We start from the raw sequence: 15,694 nt of genomic DNA, 5'->3' as shown, positions 1-15,694 counted from the left end.
ATGTGCACCGTCCGGGGCCTGCCGGCCACCCGCATCGGTGTCGTCGACGGCGAAGAGATCGACGTCCAGGGCGAGTTCAGCATCCCGCTCAGCGAGCTGCGCACCGCCCACGAGGGCACCATCCCGGGGCTGATCGCCTGACCTGCTCCGCCTCGGAACGGCCCGCCAGTACGCCTGGCGGGCCGTTCCGCGTGTCGGCCTGGCGCGGGTCCGGGCGCGCTGTGTGACGCGGGGCGGTTGTCAGTGCTGCCGCTTACGCTGATCGCATGTCTCCTGCCGCCCGGAAGTCGCGCTCCCGCCAGTACGACGAGAAGAAGACCCGCGCCGCCGTCCGCGCGCAGTTCGCGCATGTCCGCGCCGCCGTGGGCGAGCTGACGGCCGATCAGTTCGCGCGGCCGACCCGGCTGGGTGACTGGACGGTGCGGGAGCTCGTGGCGCATCTGGCGCTGGTGGTCGGCAGCGTGTCGCGTGCGCTCGCGCTGCCCGCCCCACCGCAGGTGACGACCGCCCTGCTGGACTGGCCCTCCGCCACCGCACCACTCGCCCCCGGGATCGACGCGGACACCCGCGCGCTGGCGTCCGGCAACGACCCCGTGGAGCTGCTGGCGCGCACCGTGGAGGAGTTCGAGCGCCTCCTGCCGCCGGAGGGTACGGAGCGCCTGGTGGCCGCCCGGCCCGGCGCGATGCGGCTGGCCGACTACCTGGTCACCCGATGCGTCGAGCTCGTCGTGCACACCGACGACCTGGCCGCGGCGACCGGCGTGGAGATCCCGTACGACCGCCAGGCGCTGGCCACCACGACGCGGCTGCTGGCCGATGCGCTGGCCGTCAAGGCGCCCGGCGGATCGGTCGAGGTCCGGGTGCCGCCGTTCGCCGTGGTGCAGTGCGTCGAGGGCCCCCGGCACACCCGCGGCACCCCGCCGAACGTCGTCGAGACCGACCCGCTGACCTGGATACGCCTGGCCACCGGCCGGACGACCTGGGACGCGGAGCTGGCCGCCGCGACGGTCAGCGCCAGCGGCGAGCGGGCCGGCCTCGGCGGCCAGCTGCCGGTGATGGGCTGACGGGCGGCGGGCCAGGAGGCCGAGGGGCTGCGCAAGGGGCCCAGGGACGGCCGGCCGGCGGATGCACCGGGACCGGGTGGCCGGCCAGCCCTTCGGATACGGCAGCAGCGCGGCGCGCGGTCCCCTGGCGACGGTGGAGGGCGGGGAGGCGTCGCGTATCTCACACCGGAACACGGAGGCACTCGCACGGCATTCAGTGCATACGGCGTGAAAGCGGCATTCCGGGTGGTGGCGGAGAGGGGCGGGGGCGCGGCTAAAGGCCAGCTCAGAGGGGTGGCCCGGGAAAACCGCCGGGCCCGTCGTCACCCGCAGCTACGCTGCTGGTGCTCAGCGGCAGGGCGCGCTCGCGAGGCGACCGAGGTCGACCTGGCGGCGGTGTGCCAGGTACTGCGCGGAGCGGGGCGCCCGGCAACGCCCCAGGTGCGCCAAGGGCTTCGGGGCCTGCGGGGGCGGAAATCCGGGCCGCGTGGCCGTGACCACGTCAAGCGCGCCTGATGTCCCTTTCATGCACTCATCCAGGTACGCGGCCATCCCCGGTTCGGATGAATGCGCGACCTGCCCTAGACTCAGGGGCGTGCCACGTGGTGACGGACGACTCAACCACGACCTGCTCCCCGGCGAGAAGGGCCCCCAGGACGCATGCGGCGTCTTCGGTGTCTGGGCTCCCGGTGAAGAGGTCGCCAAACTCACCTATTTCGGGCTGTACGCGCTGCAGCACCGTGGACAGGAGTCCGCGGGCATCGCAGTGAGCAACGGCTCCCAGATCCTCGTTTTCAAGGACATGGGCCTGGTTTCCCAGGTCTTCGACGAGACTTCCCTCGGCTCCCTCCAGGGCCACATCGCCGTGGGCCATGCCCGCTACTCCACCACCGGTGCCTCGGTGTGGGAGAACGCCCAGCCGACGTTCCGCGCCACCGCGCACGGTTCCATCGCGCTCGGCCACAATGGCAACCTGGTCAACACGGCTCAGCTGGCCGAGATGGTCGCCGCGCTGCCCCGCGAGGGCGGCCGGGCCACCCAGGTCGCGGCGACCAACGACACCGACCTGGTGACCGCGCTGCTCGCCGGCCAGGTCGACGAGGACGGCAAGCCGCTGACCGTGGAGGAGGCCGCGCCCCGCGTCCTGCCCCAGGTCATGGGCGCCTTCTCGCTCTGCTTCATGGACGAGCACACGCTCTACGCCGCCCGCGACCCGCAGGGCATCCGCCCGCTGGTCCTCGGCCGGCTGGAGCGCGGCTGGGTGGTGGCCTCCGAGACCGCCGCCCTGGACATCGTCGGCGCCAGCTTCATCCGGGAGATCGAGCCCGGCGAGCTGGTCGCCATCGACGAGGACGGCCTGCGCAGCAGCCGCTTCGCCGAGGCCCGCCCCAAGGGCTGTGTCTTCGAGTACGTCTACCTCGCCCGCCCGGACACCGACATCGCCGGCCGCAACGTGTACCTCTCCCGCGTGGAGATGGGCCGCAAGCTGGCCGCCGAGGCGCCCGCCGACGCGGACCTGGTGATAGCGACGCCCGAGTCCGGCACCCCCGCCGCGGTCGGCTACGCCGAGGCCAGCGGCATCCCCTACGGGTCCGGCCTGGTCAAGAACTCCTACGTCGGCCGGACCTTCATCCAGCCCTCGCAGACCATCCGCCAGCTCGGCATCCGCCTCAAGCTCAACCCGCTCAAGGAAGTCATCCGCGGCAAGCGGCTGGTCGTCGTCGACGACTCGATCGTCCGCGGCAACACCCAGCGGGCGCTGGTGCGGATGCTGCGCGAGGCCGGTGCGGCCGAGGTCCACATCCGGATCTCCTCGCCGCCCATCAAGTGGCCGTGCTTCTTCGGCATCGACTTCGCCACCCGCGCGGAGCTGATCGCCAACGGGCTGAGCGTTGCGGAGATCGGCAAGTCCCTGGGCGCCGATTCGCTCGCGTACATCTCCATCGACGGCATGATCGAGGCGACCACGATCGCCAAGCCGAACCTGTGCCGCGCCTGCTTCGACGGCGAGTACCCGATGGAGCTGCCCGACCCGGAGCTGCTGGGCAAGCACCTCCTGGAGTCGGAGACCGCGACACCGACGAAGTCCGACGTGGACGGCGTCCAGACGCTCACCGCCGGGGTCGGCGGGGCCGACGCGCTGCGTCGCCCGTAGAGCTCGTACACACACGACACGAAAGTTCTCAGCCATGTCCGCTGAACCTTCCGGCGCCAGCTACGCGAGCGCGGGCGTCGACATCGAAGCCGGCGACCGCGCCGTGGACCTGATGAAGGAGTGGGTGAAGAAGGCCACCCGCCCCGAGGTCGTCGGTGGGCTCGGGGGCTTCGCCGGCCTCTTCGACGCCTCCGCCCTCAAGCGCTACGAACGCCCGCTGCTGGCCTCGGCCACCGACGGCGTCGGCACCAAGGTCGACATCGCCCGCAAGATGGGCGTCTACGACACCATCGGCCACGACCTCGTCGGCATGGTCGTCGACGACCTGGTCGTGTGCGGCGCCGAGCCGCTGTTCATGACCGACTACATCTGCGTCGGCAAGGTCTACCCGGAGCGGGTCGCGGCGATCGTCAAGGGCATCGCCGAGGGCTGCGTGCTGGCCGGCTGTGCGCTGGTCGGCGGCGAGACCGCGGAGCACCCGGGCCTGCTGGGCGCGGACGAGTTCGACGTGGCCGGCGCCGGTACGGGCGTCGTCGAGGCGGACCGGCTGCTGGGCGCGGATCGTATCCGTACGGGCGACGCGGTGATCGCGATGGCCTCGTCCGGACTTCACTCGAACGGGTACTCCCTGGTCCGGCACGTCCTCTTCGAGCGGGCCGGGATGTCCCTCGACCAGGAGGTCGCCGAGTTCGGCCGGACCCTGGGCGAGGAGCTGCTGGAGCCCACGAAGATCTACTCGCTGGACTGCCTGGCGCTGACCCGGACGACCGAGGTCCACGCCTTCTCGCACATCACCGGCGGCGGACTGGCCAACAACCTCGCCCGGGTCGTCCCGGACGGGCTGCACGCCACCGTCGACCGCGCGACCTGGACGCCGGGCCCGGTCTTCGACCTGGTCGGCACGGCCGGCTCGGTCGAGCGCCTGGAGCTGGAGAAGACCCTGAACATGGGCGTCGGCATGATCGCCGTCGTCCCGCAGGAGTCGGTGGACGTGGCGCTGACCACGCTCGCCGACCGCGGGGTGGACGCCTGGGTCAGCGGTGAGATCGTCGAGCGCGGCGACCACGCCGACGCGGTGACCCTGACCGGTGACTACGCCGCCTGAGCGGACCGGCCGCCGCACCGGCACCCACCGGTGCGGCCGCCGCTGCGGCGCACCTCCGGCGGACCGGCACGGCCGGTTCCCGGCGGGCCGGCGCCCGGACGCTCACGTTCCGGGCAGCACAAAACCCGGTCCGGGCAATGCCCAGGACCGGGTCCGTGATGCTGTCAGCGGGTACCGCGAGCGCGCAGGACGTCAAGCACGACGACGCTGCTGTGAGGAGTCGCCCTCAGCCTCGTCATCGTCGTCGTTGTACAGCTCTGCGTACCGTGCGTACGGGTCGTCGTCCTCGTCATCCTCGAACGGCTCCGCGTTCGGAGGCTGCTGGCTCGACGGCGCCGTACTTGCACCCAGCTCGCTGGCCAGTGCTGAGAGATCCGTCCCACCGCTGTTGTACTTCAGCTGGCGGGCGACCTTTGTCTGCTTGGCCTTGGCCCGGCCGCGCCCCATGGGTCGACCCCCTCAGTGACGGGGCTCGGTGGCCCCAGAGTCTTGACACGCGTTCATGGATCAGAGCGGGCTCTCGAAGGAGAGACCGGCCCGTAGAGCTTTAACGGTACCTGCTTCCGCGGCCATACGGTACGTCGCCCGCATCACCCGCCGCTCGGCACGACCCGCAGGGTGCCCCGTCCCCGCTGGTCAACTGCGATTTTAACCTGTCCCGCACGGCGACCCGCCGACGGGTGGTGAGGGATGTCTCCCCGACCGGCCGTGGCGGGCCGCGCAAGGTGGTGTTTCCGGCCGACCTGGCCGGAACGTTCGGTCAGCTCCTCCGTGCCTCCGCCATCCGCTGCTCCGCGAGCCGGTCGGCGGCCGCCGCCGGCGGGATCCCATCGGCCTTCGCACGAGCGAATATTGCCAGCGTGGTGTCGAAGATCTTCGCCGCCTTGGTCTTGCAGCGGTCGAAGTCGAAGCCGTGCAGTTCGTCGGCCACCTGGATGACGCCGCCGGCGTTCACGACGTAGTCGGGGGCGTAGAGGATGCCGCGGTCGGAGAGGTCCTTCTCGACGCCGGGGTGCGCGAGCTGGTTGTTGGCCGCACCGCACACCACCTTCGCGGTGAGCACCGGCACCGAGTCGTCGCTGAGCGCCCCGCCCAGCGCGCACGGCGCGTACACGTCCAGGCCCTCGGTGCGGATCAGCGCCTCGGTGTTTGCGACCGCGGTGACCTGCGGGTGCTCGGCGCGGACCCGCGCCACCGCGTCGGCGCGGACGTCCGTGATCACGACCTCGGCGCCGTCCTTGAGGAGGTGCTCGACGAGGAGGTGCCCGACCTTGCCCACGCCGGCGATGCCCACCTTGCGGCCGCGCAGCGTCGGGTCGCCCCACAGGGCTTGCGCGGAAGCCCTCATGCCCTGGAAGACGCCGTAGGCGGTCAGAACGGAGGAGTCGCCGGCGCCGCCGTTGGCGGGGGAGCGGCCGGTGGTCCACTTGTTCGTACGGGCGACCACGTCCATGTCGGCGACGTAGGTGCCGACGTCGCACGCGGTGACGTAGCGGCCCCCGAGCGAGGCCACGAACCGGCCGTAGGCGAGCAGCAGTTCCTCGGTCTTGATCAGATCGGGGTCGCCGATGATCACGGCCTTGCCGCCGCCGTGGTCCAGCCCGGCGAGGGCGTTCTTGTAGGACATGCCGCGCGACAGGTTCAGGGCGTCCAGCACGGCCTCCTCCTCGGAGGCGTAGGCATGGAAGCGGGTGCCGCCGAGCGCGGGGCCCAGCGCGGTGCTGTGGACGGCGATCACTGCCTTCAGGCCACTGGCCCGGTCCTGGCAGAGAACGACCTGCTCATGGCCCCCTTGTTCCGATCGGAACAGGGTGTGCAGAACGCCGCCGTCGGTGCCGGCGGGGGCCGGACGTACGTCAGTCACGGTGGTGACTCCCATAAGTCGCGAAGGACGCCCTCCTACGGGTGGGGAGGGCCGGTTGGGAAGAGCGTAAGACCTGCGGCCGCCGTTGATCGGTCAGGTGCCGAGGATCACCCTCTCCCGGGGGACGGACGTGGGACGATCTGGTCGTATCGCAGGCCGGTCGGGGGCCCTCGGGCGTGTCGGGCACGCCGTGCGGCGGGTCCTTGGGCGGTGGACTTCCCTCGTAAGGAGCGGGCGTGGCCCTGGCGTCATCGGTGAAGGTCCCGTACATGGCATACCTGCGGGTCTACGAGCCGCTGGCAGCGTTCCCCGAGCCGGAGCGCTCCCACTGGGCGCGCTATGCCAAGCGGGAGGACACCCCCACCGCCCAGGACGAGCAGCGCCGGGCGCTGGCCGACCTGCTGCCGACCCCGCCGGTGCCGGTCCCGGTCCACGAGAGCGCGGACGCCTTCGTCGCGGTCGTGAACGAGGTGGTGTGCATCTGCCCCTGGCGCACCCGGCTGCGCGGCTGGCAGGCCCTGGAGGGCCTGGAGGAGCTGCTGCCGGCGGCGGTGCTGGACGCGGCGCTGCCCCCGGTGGTGCGCCGGCAGGCCGCCACCGACTACGAGCAGTGGCGCGAGCGCAACCCCGACGCCCGGCCGTGGATCCGCAGCGCGTCCTGGCACGTCCCGGTCCGCTGGTTCGTCCTCTTCGACGACGCCGAGCGGGAATATACGGAGGGTGACCAGGGTGCCGTGCTGCGTTACCGCACGCCGATGGTGCAGGCCAGACGGCGGGTCGCGCGGGGATTGCGGACGCTGCGGAACGCCCTGGAAGAGGGCCCGCTGATCGACGGCCTGGTAGATGTGGGGCGCTGGCTCGAGGAATTCCACCCACGCTCGCTCGTGGAGCTGGACTACGGAGGGCTGGTGCACGCGGTGCCCGAGGGGCAGCTCGCCGAGGACCGTTCCGCCGCGGAGGTGGCGGAGGGCCTGGCGGCGCTGCGCGAGGGGGACGGCGAGCGGGCCGGTGCCGCGTACGAGAAGCTCTCCCAGCGGTGGCGCGCGATCCGCGAACGTCAGTTCTCGAGCTGATCGCCCGAACCCTTTCCCGAGTTCACGGTGCTGTCGTACGGTGCTCGCTTCGCGGTGGTGGGGTGGTAAGGGACGTAGGTCCTTAACCGGGCGATTGCCCCAAGCGTGATCTAAAGCACTCACTTCGGGTCTTGCTAGCAAGCCTCTCCCTCGTGCCAAAATAGGACAAGGAGCCCGACCCGGTCTCCTTCCGTCCAACTAAGGGCGGATAGATCGGTATTGCGGTCCTTGAGGGGTCTCGTGGCGGCTGAGCCCGTTGTGACTGATCGTCACGGCGGTGTGACTGTCCGCTATGGCACGGTCCATCGGCATCCGCCGAGGTTGAACACCTGAGAGGGCAATTCCATCGGTTTGGCCGACGTGGCTGGACAGATGGTGTAGTTGTAGTGCCGAGGACAAGCCGTTCGTCCTATAACCGACTCGGCCCGCGTCCGCCATTTCGGGCAACGTGGGTCAAGGTGCAGAATTTAGAGGAAAGAACCGTGATGGTTCGGTTCTCCCGAGGAGGCCGCTCATGACCGCTCGCACCCCTGACGCCGAGCCGCTGCTGACCCCTGCCGAGGTTGCCACGATGTTCCGTGTCGACCCCAAGACGGTCACCCGCTGGGCCAAGGCAGGCAAGCTCACGTCCATCCGCACGCTCGGAGGGCATCGGCGTTACCGCGAGGCTGAGGTCCGCGCACTGCTGGCGGGTATTCCGCAGCAGCGCAGCGAGGCCTGAAAAGCCGCGTAGCCAGGCCGTTTTCGGGGCCCCCAACCCGAAAACGCCCACTTCGCGCACCAGGCTCGACCTGCTCCACCACGCTTCACACAGCTTCATACGACGCGGCGTCTGATCCCAACAGGCCCCACACCCGCTCCACTGGGTACGTCACCGATCGCGCTGGACTCCGCCGGGTCCAGCGCGATTTTCATGTGTACGGCCGCTCCAGGGCCGGTCGGAAGGCTCGGGTCACCTGTCGCCGGGGCCGGCGCCCGGTGGCGTCCACGGCGCCTCCAGGGGCCCTCCGGGGGCACTTCGGGAGTGACTCCGGGAATGGGTGTGCGGTGCACCCGGAGGGTGGTGCAATTGCACATATTAAATTGACCCGTTGTATGGCGGGTGTAAGTTCCCCGCCCCGCGAAACTTGTTCGGTGACTCCCGTCACACGGCGCGCCGCTTGTCGCCATCAGCCCGCTGCGGTAGAGGAATTGCCCCTCCTGTGGGGCGCCTTCCCCCCTCGCCGCTCCCCACCCTTCTTCGCCCTTCCACCGGACAAGACGCCGCGCAGGCGTCCTTGGTCACCGCGGTGCGGGACTTTTGTCCTCGGCCGCCGGCGGCTCGCAGGCGGCCGGATCGGGGGCCGGGGCGGAGGCGGGCGCGGCCGGCCTCGTGGCGGGCCCGGAGCGGGCCGTGTGCGGCTCCATGGCGAGCCGCAGCAGCTGATGGCAGATGGGGCAGTGCTGCATCCGGTGGCGGTAGCCCGTGGCCGCGGCCAGATGGGCTCGCAGCAGCGCCCTGGTTTCGTGCCGTACCGCAGTCGTCATCGTGCTTACCTCCCCGGCCCCCACAAACCTCCCCAAGTGAGTACCGGCGCCGGAAGGTCCCGTCAATACAGCGGGCAGCAAAGCAGTCACGGGCCGCAGCCGACGGCGCGGGAAAGGCGGAGGCGGCGGAAGCGGCGGGCGAGCGCCGGACCGGCGTACGGTCCGCGGCGGACGCGCGGCGCACGGCGGGCGCACGGCAGGCACGGCGCACGACAAATGGCGCGCAGCACACGCAGAACGGCCCGCATCCAAGAGGATGCGGGCCGAACAAGGGCGGTCCTGACGGGATTTGAACCCGCGGCCTCCACCTTGACAGGGTGGCGAGCACTCCAAACTGCTCCACAGGACCTTGCGTTTGCTTTCCGCTTGCGGCGGGCTGCGAAGCAAGACTGTACAGCAGGTCAGGGGGTGCGGTCGAACTCGATACCGGAGGCCGGCCCTCAGGCGGGCACCGCCGCGTCCACCGCCTTCATGATCCGCTTGTCGGAGACCGGATACGCGGTCCCCAGGGCGTGCGCGAAGTAGCTGACCCGGAGCTCCTCGATCATCCAGCGGATCTCCCGGGCCTCGGCCGGCACCGCACGGCCCGGCGGGAACTGCTCCAGCAGCCAGGCGTATTCGTCCTGCATCTCCTTCACCTTCGCCATGCGGGTGCGGTCCCGCTCGGCGTTGGTCGGCAGCTGCGTCAGACGGCGGTCGGCGGCGATCAGATAGCGCATCAGGTCCGGCAGCCGCTTGGCGCCGTGCGCGGTCACGAAGCCGGGCTTGATGAGCTCCGCCAGCTGCGCCTTGACGTCCGTCAGCGACGGCAGCAGCGAGGGGAAGGACGTCTCCTTCAGCCGGCGCTCACACGCCTGCCAGGCGGCCAGCACCTCCTGCACCTGCTGGATCGTCCGCAGTGTGACGTCCACCAGGTCGGCCCGGACCGCGTCGAACAGCTTGCGGAAGGACTCCTCGTCCCACGCCGGGCCGCCCCGCGCCGCGATCAGACGGTCCGCGGCGGCGGTCACGCAGTCGTCGAAGAGCGCCGCGATCGAGCCGTGCGGATTGCGGGACAGTGCGAGCTTCTGTTGGTTGCTCAGCTTGTCCTGGGCGAACTTGGCGGGATTGGAGGGGATGTTGAGCAGGATGAGGCGGCGGGTGCCCGCCCACATCGCCGACTGCTGCGCGGCCTCGGTGTCGAAGAGCCGGACCGCGACGCTGCTTCCCTCGTCCACCAGCGCCGGATACGCCTTCAGCAACTGGCCCGCCCGCCGGGTCTCGACCGTGCGCGGCAGCGTGCCGATCGTCCAGGACGTCAGGCCGGTGCGCTGCTCCACACCGGCCGGCGCCGCCTCGTCGGCCGCGTCCCCGCCGCCCTTGCGGCCCCGGCCGGGCCGCTCGGCGGCCTGCTCGAAGGCCTTGGAGATGGCCGCCTGGGTCTTCGGCTTGAGCTTGTGCCGCAGCGCCTCCAGGTCCTTGGCCTCGGCGAGCTTGCGCCGCCGCTCGTCGACCACCCGGAAGGTGATCTTGAGGTGGTCGGGGACCTTGGCCGCATCGAAGTCCGCCGGATCGACGGGCACGCCCACCATCCGCTGCAGCCCGGCGGCCAGCGAGGCCGTCAGGGAGCCCTGCAGCGGGACCGCCGAGTCCAGGAAGCGGGCCGCGAAGTTCGGCGCCGGCACGTAGTTGCGCCGGATCGGCTTGGGCAGCGACCGGATCAGCTCCGTCACCAGTTGCTCGCGCAGGCCCGGGATCTGCCAGTCGAAGCCCTCGGAGGAGACCTGGTTGAGGACCTGCAGCGGGATGTGGACGGTCACGCCGTCCGCGTCCGCGCCCGGCTCGAACTGGTACGTGACCTTGAACTTCAGCTTTCCCTGCCGCCAGGAATCCGGGTAGTCGTCCTTCGTGACGGCCTCGGCGGACTCGTTGATGAGCATCGAGTGCTCGAAGTTCAGCAGCTCCGGCTCGTCCCGGCGGGTGGTCTTCCACCAGGAGTCGAAGTGGGCGCCGGAGACGACGTGGTCGGGGATCCGCCGGTCGTAGAAGTCGAAGAGCGTCTCGTCGTCCACGAGGATGTCGCGGCGCCGGGCGCGGTGCTCCAACTCCTCGACCTCACCGAGGAGTTTGCGGTTGTCATGGAAGAACTGGTGGTGGGTGCGCCAATCGCCCTCGACCAGGGCATTGCGGATGAACAGCTCGCGCGAGGTCTCCGGATCGATCCGGCCGTAGTTGACCTTGCGCTGGGCGACGATCGGTACGCCGTAGAGCGTGACCCGCTCGTACGCCATCACCGCCGCCATCTTCTGTTCCCAGTGCGGCTCGCTGTACGTGCGCTTGACCAGGTGCTGGGCGAGCGGCTCGATCCACTCCGGCTCGACCTTCGCGTTCACCCGCGCCCACAGCCGGGAGGTCTCGACCAGCTCGGCGGACATCACCCAGCGCGGGGGCTTCTTGAAGAGCGCGGAGCCGGGGAAGACCGCGAACTTGGCGCTCCGGGCGCCGAGGTACTCGTTCTTGGCCTCGGTGTCCTTCAGTCCGATGTGCGAAAGCAAACCGGCAAGGAGGGACGTGTGGATGCGGTCCGGTGCCGCGTCCTCCTCGCTCAGATGGATCCCCATCGTCTTGGCGACCGTGCGCAGCTGGGAGTAGATGTCCTGCCACTCGCGTATCCGCAGGTAGTTCAGGAACTCGTTGCGGCACATCCGGCGGAAGGCCGACGAGGACAGCTCCTTCTGCTGCTCGCGCACATAGCGCCAGAGATTCAGGAACGCCAGGAAGTCGCTGGTCTCGTCCTTGAACCGGGCGTGCTGCTGATCGGCCTGCTGCTGCTTGTCGGACGGCCGCTCGCGCGGGTCCTGGATGGACAGCGCGGCCGCGATGACCATGACCTCGCGGACGCAGCCGTTGCGGTCCGCCTCCAGCACCATCCGTGCCAGTCGCGGGTCGACCGGCAGCTGGGACAGCTTGCGCCCGGTCTGCGTGAGCCGCTTCTTCGGATCCTTCTGCTTCGGATCGAGCGCGCCGAGCTCTTCGAGGAGCTGCACGCCGTCCTTGATGTTGCGGCGGTCCGGCGGATCGATGAACGGGAACTTCTCGATGTCGCCGAGGCCGGCCGCGGTCATCTGCAGGATGACGGAGGCCAGGTTCGTCCGGAGGATCTCCGCGTCGGTGAACTCGGGGCGGGAGAGGAAGTCGTCCTCGGAGTACAGCCGGATGCAGATGCCGTCGCTGGTCCGGCCGCAGCGGCCCTTGCGCTGGTTGGCGCTGGCCTGCGAGACCGGCTCGATGGGCAGCCGCTGGACCTTGGTGCGGTAGCTGTAGCGGGAGATCCGGGCCATGCCCGGGTCGATGACGTACCGGATGCCCGGCACGGTCAGCGAGGTCTCGGCGACATTCGTGGCCAGCACGATCCGCCGGCCGGTATGACGCTGGAAGACGCGGTGCTGCTCGGCGTGCGACAGCCGGGCGTACAGCGGCAGCACCTCGGTGTGCGGCAGCTGCTTCTTGTTGAGCGCGTCCGCCGTGTCGCGGATCTCCCGCTCGCCGGAGAGGAAGACCAGGATGTCGCCCGGCCCCTCGGCCTGCAGCTCGTCCACCGCGTCGCAGATCGCGGTGATCTGGTCGCGGTCCGCGTCCTGGCCGCCTTCTTCCAGCAGCGGGCGGTAGCGCACCTCCACCGGATACGTACGGCCGGACACCTCGACGATCGGCGCGCTGGGAGCCGCGTCGCCGTCGTCCGCGGCAGCGTCCGCCGCCCCGACCGTCGCGAACGAGCCGAAGTGCCGCGCGAACCGCTCCGGGTCGATGGTCGCGGAGGTGATCACGACCTTCAGGTCGGGGCGCCGGGGCAGCAGCTGCGCCAGATAGCCGAGGATGAAGTCGATGTTGAGGCTGCGCTCGTGCGCCTCGTCGATGATGATCGTGTCGTACTGGCGCAGCTCGCGGTCGGTCTGGATCTCGGCGAGCAGGATGCCGTCCGTCATCAGCTTGACGAGGGTGTCGGCGCCGACCTGGTCGGTGAAGCGGACCTTCCAGCCGACCACCTCGCCCAGCGGGGTCTTCAGCTCCTCCGCGACGCGTTCGGCGACCGTACGGGCCGCGATCCGGCGCGGCTGGGTGTGCCCGATCAGACCGCGCACGCCACGGCCGAGCTCCAGGCAGATCTTCGGGATCTGGGTCGTCTTGCCGGAGCCGGTCTCACCGGCCACGATCACGACCTGGTGGTCGCGGATCGCGGCGAGGATGTCGTCCTTCTTCTGGCTGACCGGCAGCTCTTCCGGATACGTGATCTCCGGGAGCGCGGCGCGCCGCTGGGCGACCCGCAGCTCGGCCTCGTCGATGCCGTCGGCGATCTCGGCGAGCACGGCCGCCCGGGCTTCGGGCTTACGGATCCGGCGCGCGCCGTCGAGCCGGCGCCCCAGTCGCTGCGCGTCGCGCAGCATCAGCTCGGGCAGGCGTGCGCTCAGCGCGGGGAGGGTGGGGGCAGCGGTGCCGGGCGGGGTGGAGGAGATGCCGTCGGGCAGGGCGGAGGCAGGCTGACTGGACATACGTCCCCCAGGATCTCACCTCGGGTGAACGACTGGCGAACCATTTGCCGGCCCGGCCGGGTGCCCGCCGCGGACGGCCTCCCGTACGGGAAGGCCGGACATCGGTGGCTCGGCGTGGCCGCATGTCTGGTCATCGCGGCGACCCCACGGTCTTCCGGGTCCGGCGCCACCGCCACCCCGGCGGCCGCGAGAGGGATGCGGTCCATGTGGCGGACGGCTGAGCGGCGGATTCCGCCGGGCGGACGCACGACGAAGGCCCCGGTTCGGGGAACCGGGGCCTTCGTCCAAAGGGTGTGGCTGGGGCCGGGGTCGAACCGGCGACCTATCGCTTTTCAGGCGATCGCTCGTACCAACTGAGCTACCCAGCCGCAGCGGTCCTGACGGGATTTGAACCCGCGGCCTCCACCTTGACAGGGTGGCGAGCACTCCAAACTGCTCCACAGGACCTTGCATTGTGTGAAAGCGGCCTGAACCATTCTCACACACGGTGTTACGTGCCCCCAACGGGATTCGAACCCGTGCTACCGCCTTGAAAGGGCGGCGTCCTGGGCCACTAGACGATGAGGGCTGGTGGCCTCCTTGGCGTCGTTACCGGCGCCGTCGGGGACGTGAGAAGCATATGGGATGGGAGGACCGTTCGCCAAAACGGTTTACCCGGAGCCGTCGGAAGGGGTCCTGGTCGGCCGCGAGAAAGCCCCCGGTGAGCGGCCGGCCGACGGTCCGGAGGGCGGGCCGGACGGGTGAGCGGAGCGGGTGGGTGACGGCGTGGCGCCGGGCTGGTTCTCCCGGGGGAGGTGGCGGCTGACCTCGGCGCGGGACAGGCCCAGCCCGCCCAGGGTGATCTCGTCCCAGGCCTGCAGCCGCTTGGTCCTGCGGTCCAGATAGAGCACCGATGCCTGGACCGGGGCGGGCTTCTTGTTCTGCACCGCGCGCAGCCCGCCGCCCCCCGTGGAGCCCTCGACCATCAGCCGGGTGCCCCGGGGGAGCGTGGTGTTCTCGCGGTGGTGGATGTGGCCGGCCAGCGTCAGCGGGACCAGCCCGTCGGTCTGCGCCGCGGCGGCCGGGTTGTGGGCCAGCGCGAGGTCGACCGGCGTTCCGGCCAGCCGCTCGGTGCGCAGCACGTCGGCGAGCCGGTCCCCGGCGGCGCGCTCGGCGGCGTCCCCGGCCGCCACGACCGAGCGGTCCGGGGTGAACTGCGGGTCGCCGGTGCCCGCGATCCGCAGTCCGGCGACCCGGGCCACCCGGCCGTTGTCGAGGACGGTGACGTGCCGGCGGCCGGACAGGTACCTCTGCGTGGTGCGCGAGTCGTGGTTGCCGCGCACCCACACGTACGGCGCGCCGAGCGTGGACGCCGCGTCGAGGAAGTGGTTCTCGGCGGCCGAGCCGTGGTCCATGGTGTCGCCGGTGTCGACGATCACGTTGATCCGGTACTGCTTCACCAGTGAGGCGATGATCCGCCAGCTGGCCGGGTTCAGGTGGATGTCGGAGACGTGCAGGACGCGCAGGGTGCTGGGGTCGGGCTGGTACGCCGGCAGCGTCGAGGTGGCGTCGTAGAGCTTGGTGACGTTGGTGACCAGCCGCGCCAACTCCTTCTGGTACACGTCGAATTCGCTGACGATGCTGCGCGCGTTGCCGACCACGGACGGGGCCGAGGACAGCAGCCCGGAGAACTTCGGCTCCAGCACCGAGTCCGGGTTCCAGGTGGCGTACGCGGTGCCGGCGGAGGCGCCGAGCAGGGCGAGCGCCAGGCCGCCGGCGGCCAGGGCGCGGCGCGGCCGGCGGTAGACGACCAGGCCCAGCGCGGTGGCGCCGGCGGCCACGGCGAGGCAGGAGTGCGCCGCCAGCCCGAGGGCGCCGCGGGTGACGTCATGGGTGACCTCGTCCTGCAGGCCGGCGAACCGTTCGGGGTGGGCGACCAGCGCCTGCGAGCGGACCGGGTCCAGCCGGTCGACGTCGACGTCGAGCCGCAGTGGCGCGTAGTGGCTGCTCAGCTCAAGGTCGCCGAGCGGCGCGACGTCGATCCGGGTCCCGCCGGTCAGCGAGGGGCGCAGGGCCATGCTGGTGTCCATCGGGCCGACCGGGGCGTGCACGGTGCCCATGAGGAGCAGCCCCAGCCAGGAACCGAGCGCGGTCACGGCTATCAGGCCGAGCGAACGGGCCAGCGGACCCGGCGGGTCGAGGAGGTCGACGGCGGGTTCCGTACGGCGGAAGCGGGAGGAGCTGCGGACGGCTCCGGGCGGCGCGGATACGCCGGGCGGCCGGTCCCGGCCCGGACGCCACGGCGGGCGGAACGGGCGGGGCAGCCACCGGAGCAGGGGGTTTCGCGGTAGGTCGGGGGCCGATGTCCGGGAGCGCTCAGCACGGGCCATTGGCCCCGTATGCCCGGCAGGACGACCGT

Annotated in this window: 10 protein-coding genes and 4 tRNA genes; 5 read left to right on the top strand and 9 right to left on the bottom strand. The window is 70.9% G+C overall.

The window, feature by feature from the left end; all coding sequences use genetic code 11:
- Positions 1–266: 266 nt before the first annotated feature.
- The 3 genes from ACZ7MX_RS39445 (at position 267) to purM (ending at position 4,303) form a co-directional block, all read left to right on the top strand.
- The gene (locus ACZ7MX_RS39445; RefSeq protein ID WP_472139517.1) at positions 267–1,064 is read left to right on the top strand and encodes a maleylpyruvate isomerase family mycothiol-dependent enzyme; all 798 of its coding nucleotides are present in this window, start codon (positions 267–269) and stop codon (positions 1,062–1,064) included.
- Positions 1,065–1,638: 574 nt separating this feature from the next.
- Positions 1,639–3,198, top strand: a complete 1,560-nt coding sequence (gene purF / locus ACZ7MX_RS39440) for an amidophosphoribosyltransferase (RefSeq protein WP_472139516.1) — start codon at positions 1,639–1,641, stop codon at positions 3,196–3,198.
- Between the two features lie 34 nt (positions 3,199–3,232).
- Positions 3,233–4,303: a phosphoribosylformylglycinamidine cyclo-ligase gene (gene purM / locus ACZ7MX_RS39435; RefSeq protein ID WP_472139515.1), complete on the top strand. Its 1,071-nt coding sequence runs from the start codon at positions 3,233–3,235 to the stop codon at positions 4,301–4,303.
- 192 nt (positions 4,304–4,495) lie between these two features.
- On the opposite strand, the gene ACZ7MX_RS39430 is transcribed toward purM, so the two are convergent.
- Both ACZ7MX_RS39430 and ACZ7MX_RS39425 read right to left on the bottom strand, forming a co-directional pair.
- Positions 4,496–4,750, bottom strand: coding sequence for a DUF3073 domain-containing protein (locus ACZ7MX_RS39430; protein ID WP_472139513.1), 255 nt, complete (start codon positions 4,748–4,750; stop codon positions 4,496–4,498).
- Positions 4,751–5,063: 313 nt separating this feature from the next.
- The gene (locus ACZ7MX_RS39425; RefSeq protein WP_472139511.1) at positions 5,064–6,182 is read right to left on the bottom strand and encodes a Leu/Phe/Val dehydrogenase; all 1,119 of its coding nucleotides are present in this window, start codon (positions 6,180–6,182) and stop codon (positions 5,064–5,066) included.
- 221 nt (positions 6,183–6,403) lie between these two features.
- Between ACZ7MX_RS39425 and ACZ7MX_RS39420 the strand changes: the two genes are divergently transcribed.
- Complete coding sequence (locus ACZ7MX_RS39420) at positions 6,404–7,240, top strand: DUF8083 family protein (protein ID WP_472139509.1); 837 nt, start codon at positions 6,404–6,406, stop codon at positions 7,238–7,240.
- A gap of 514 nt (positions 7,241–7,754) precedes the next feature.
- Positions 7,755–7,961 (top strand): developmental transcriptional regulator BldC, encoded by a 207-nt coding sequence (bldC, locus tag ACZ7MX_RS39415; protein WP_003949541.1) that lies wholly within the window; start codon positions 7,755–7,757, stop codon positions 7,959–7,961.
- A gap of 560 nt (positions 7,962–8,521) precedes the next feature.
- Here bldC and ACZ7MX_RS39410 read toward each other — a convergent pair.
- The 7 genes from ACZ7MX_RS39410 to ACZ7MX_RS39380 form a co-directional block, all read right to left on the bottom strand.
- Positions 8,522–8,767, bottom strand: coding sequence for a DUF6274 family protein (locus tag ACZ7MX_RS39410; protein WP_472139508.1), 246 nt, complete (start codon positions 8,765–8,767; stop codon positions 8,522–8,524).
- Positions 8,768–9,041: 274 nt separating this feature from the next.
- A tRNA-Asp gene (locus ACZ7MX_RS39405) sits at positions 9,042–9,116 on the bottom strand.
- 91 nt (positions 9,117–9,207) lie between these two features.
- On the bottom strand, positions 9,208–13,296 hold the full coding sequence (hrpA, locus tag ACZ7MX_RS39400; protein ID WP_472139506.1) for an ATP-dependent RNA helicase HrpA: 4,089 nt from the start codon (positions 13,294–13,296) through the stop codon (positions 9,208–9,210).
- A gap of 294 nt (positions 13,297–13,590) precedes the next feature.
- A tRNA-Phe gene (locus tag ACZ7MX_RS39395) sits at positions 13,591–13,664 on the bottom strand.
- A 4-nt stretch (positions 13,665–13,668) separates the two neighbouring features.
- Positions 13,669–13,743: transfer RNA gene (locus ACZ7MX_RS39390), tRNA-Asp, on the bottom strand.
- 48 nt (positions 13,744–13,791) lie between these two features.
- Positions 13,792–13,864 (bottom strand) — tRNA-Glu (locus tag ACZ7MX_RS39385).
- A gap of 82 nt (positions 13,865–13,946) precedes the next feature.
- Complete coding sequence (locus tag ACZ7MX_RS39380; RefSeq protein WP_472139505.1) at positions 13,947–15,665, bottom strand: metallophosphoesterase family protein; 1,719 nt, start codon at positions 15,663–15,665, stop codon at positions 13,947–13,949.
- Positions 15,666–15,694: the final 29 nt, after the last annotated feature.

Source organism: Streptomyces sp. NPDC107765 (assembly GCF_055657085.1).
Note: the sequence above shows the minus strand (reverse complement) of the source record. Positions and strands in the feature narration are given on the sequence as shown.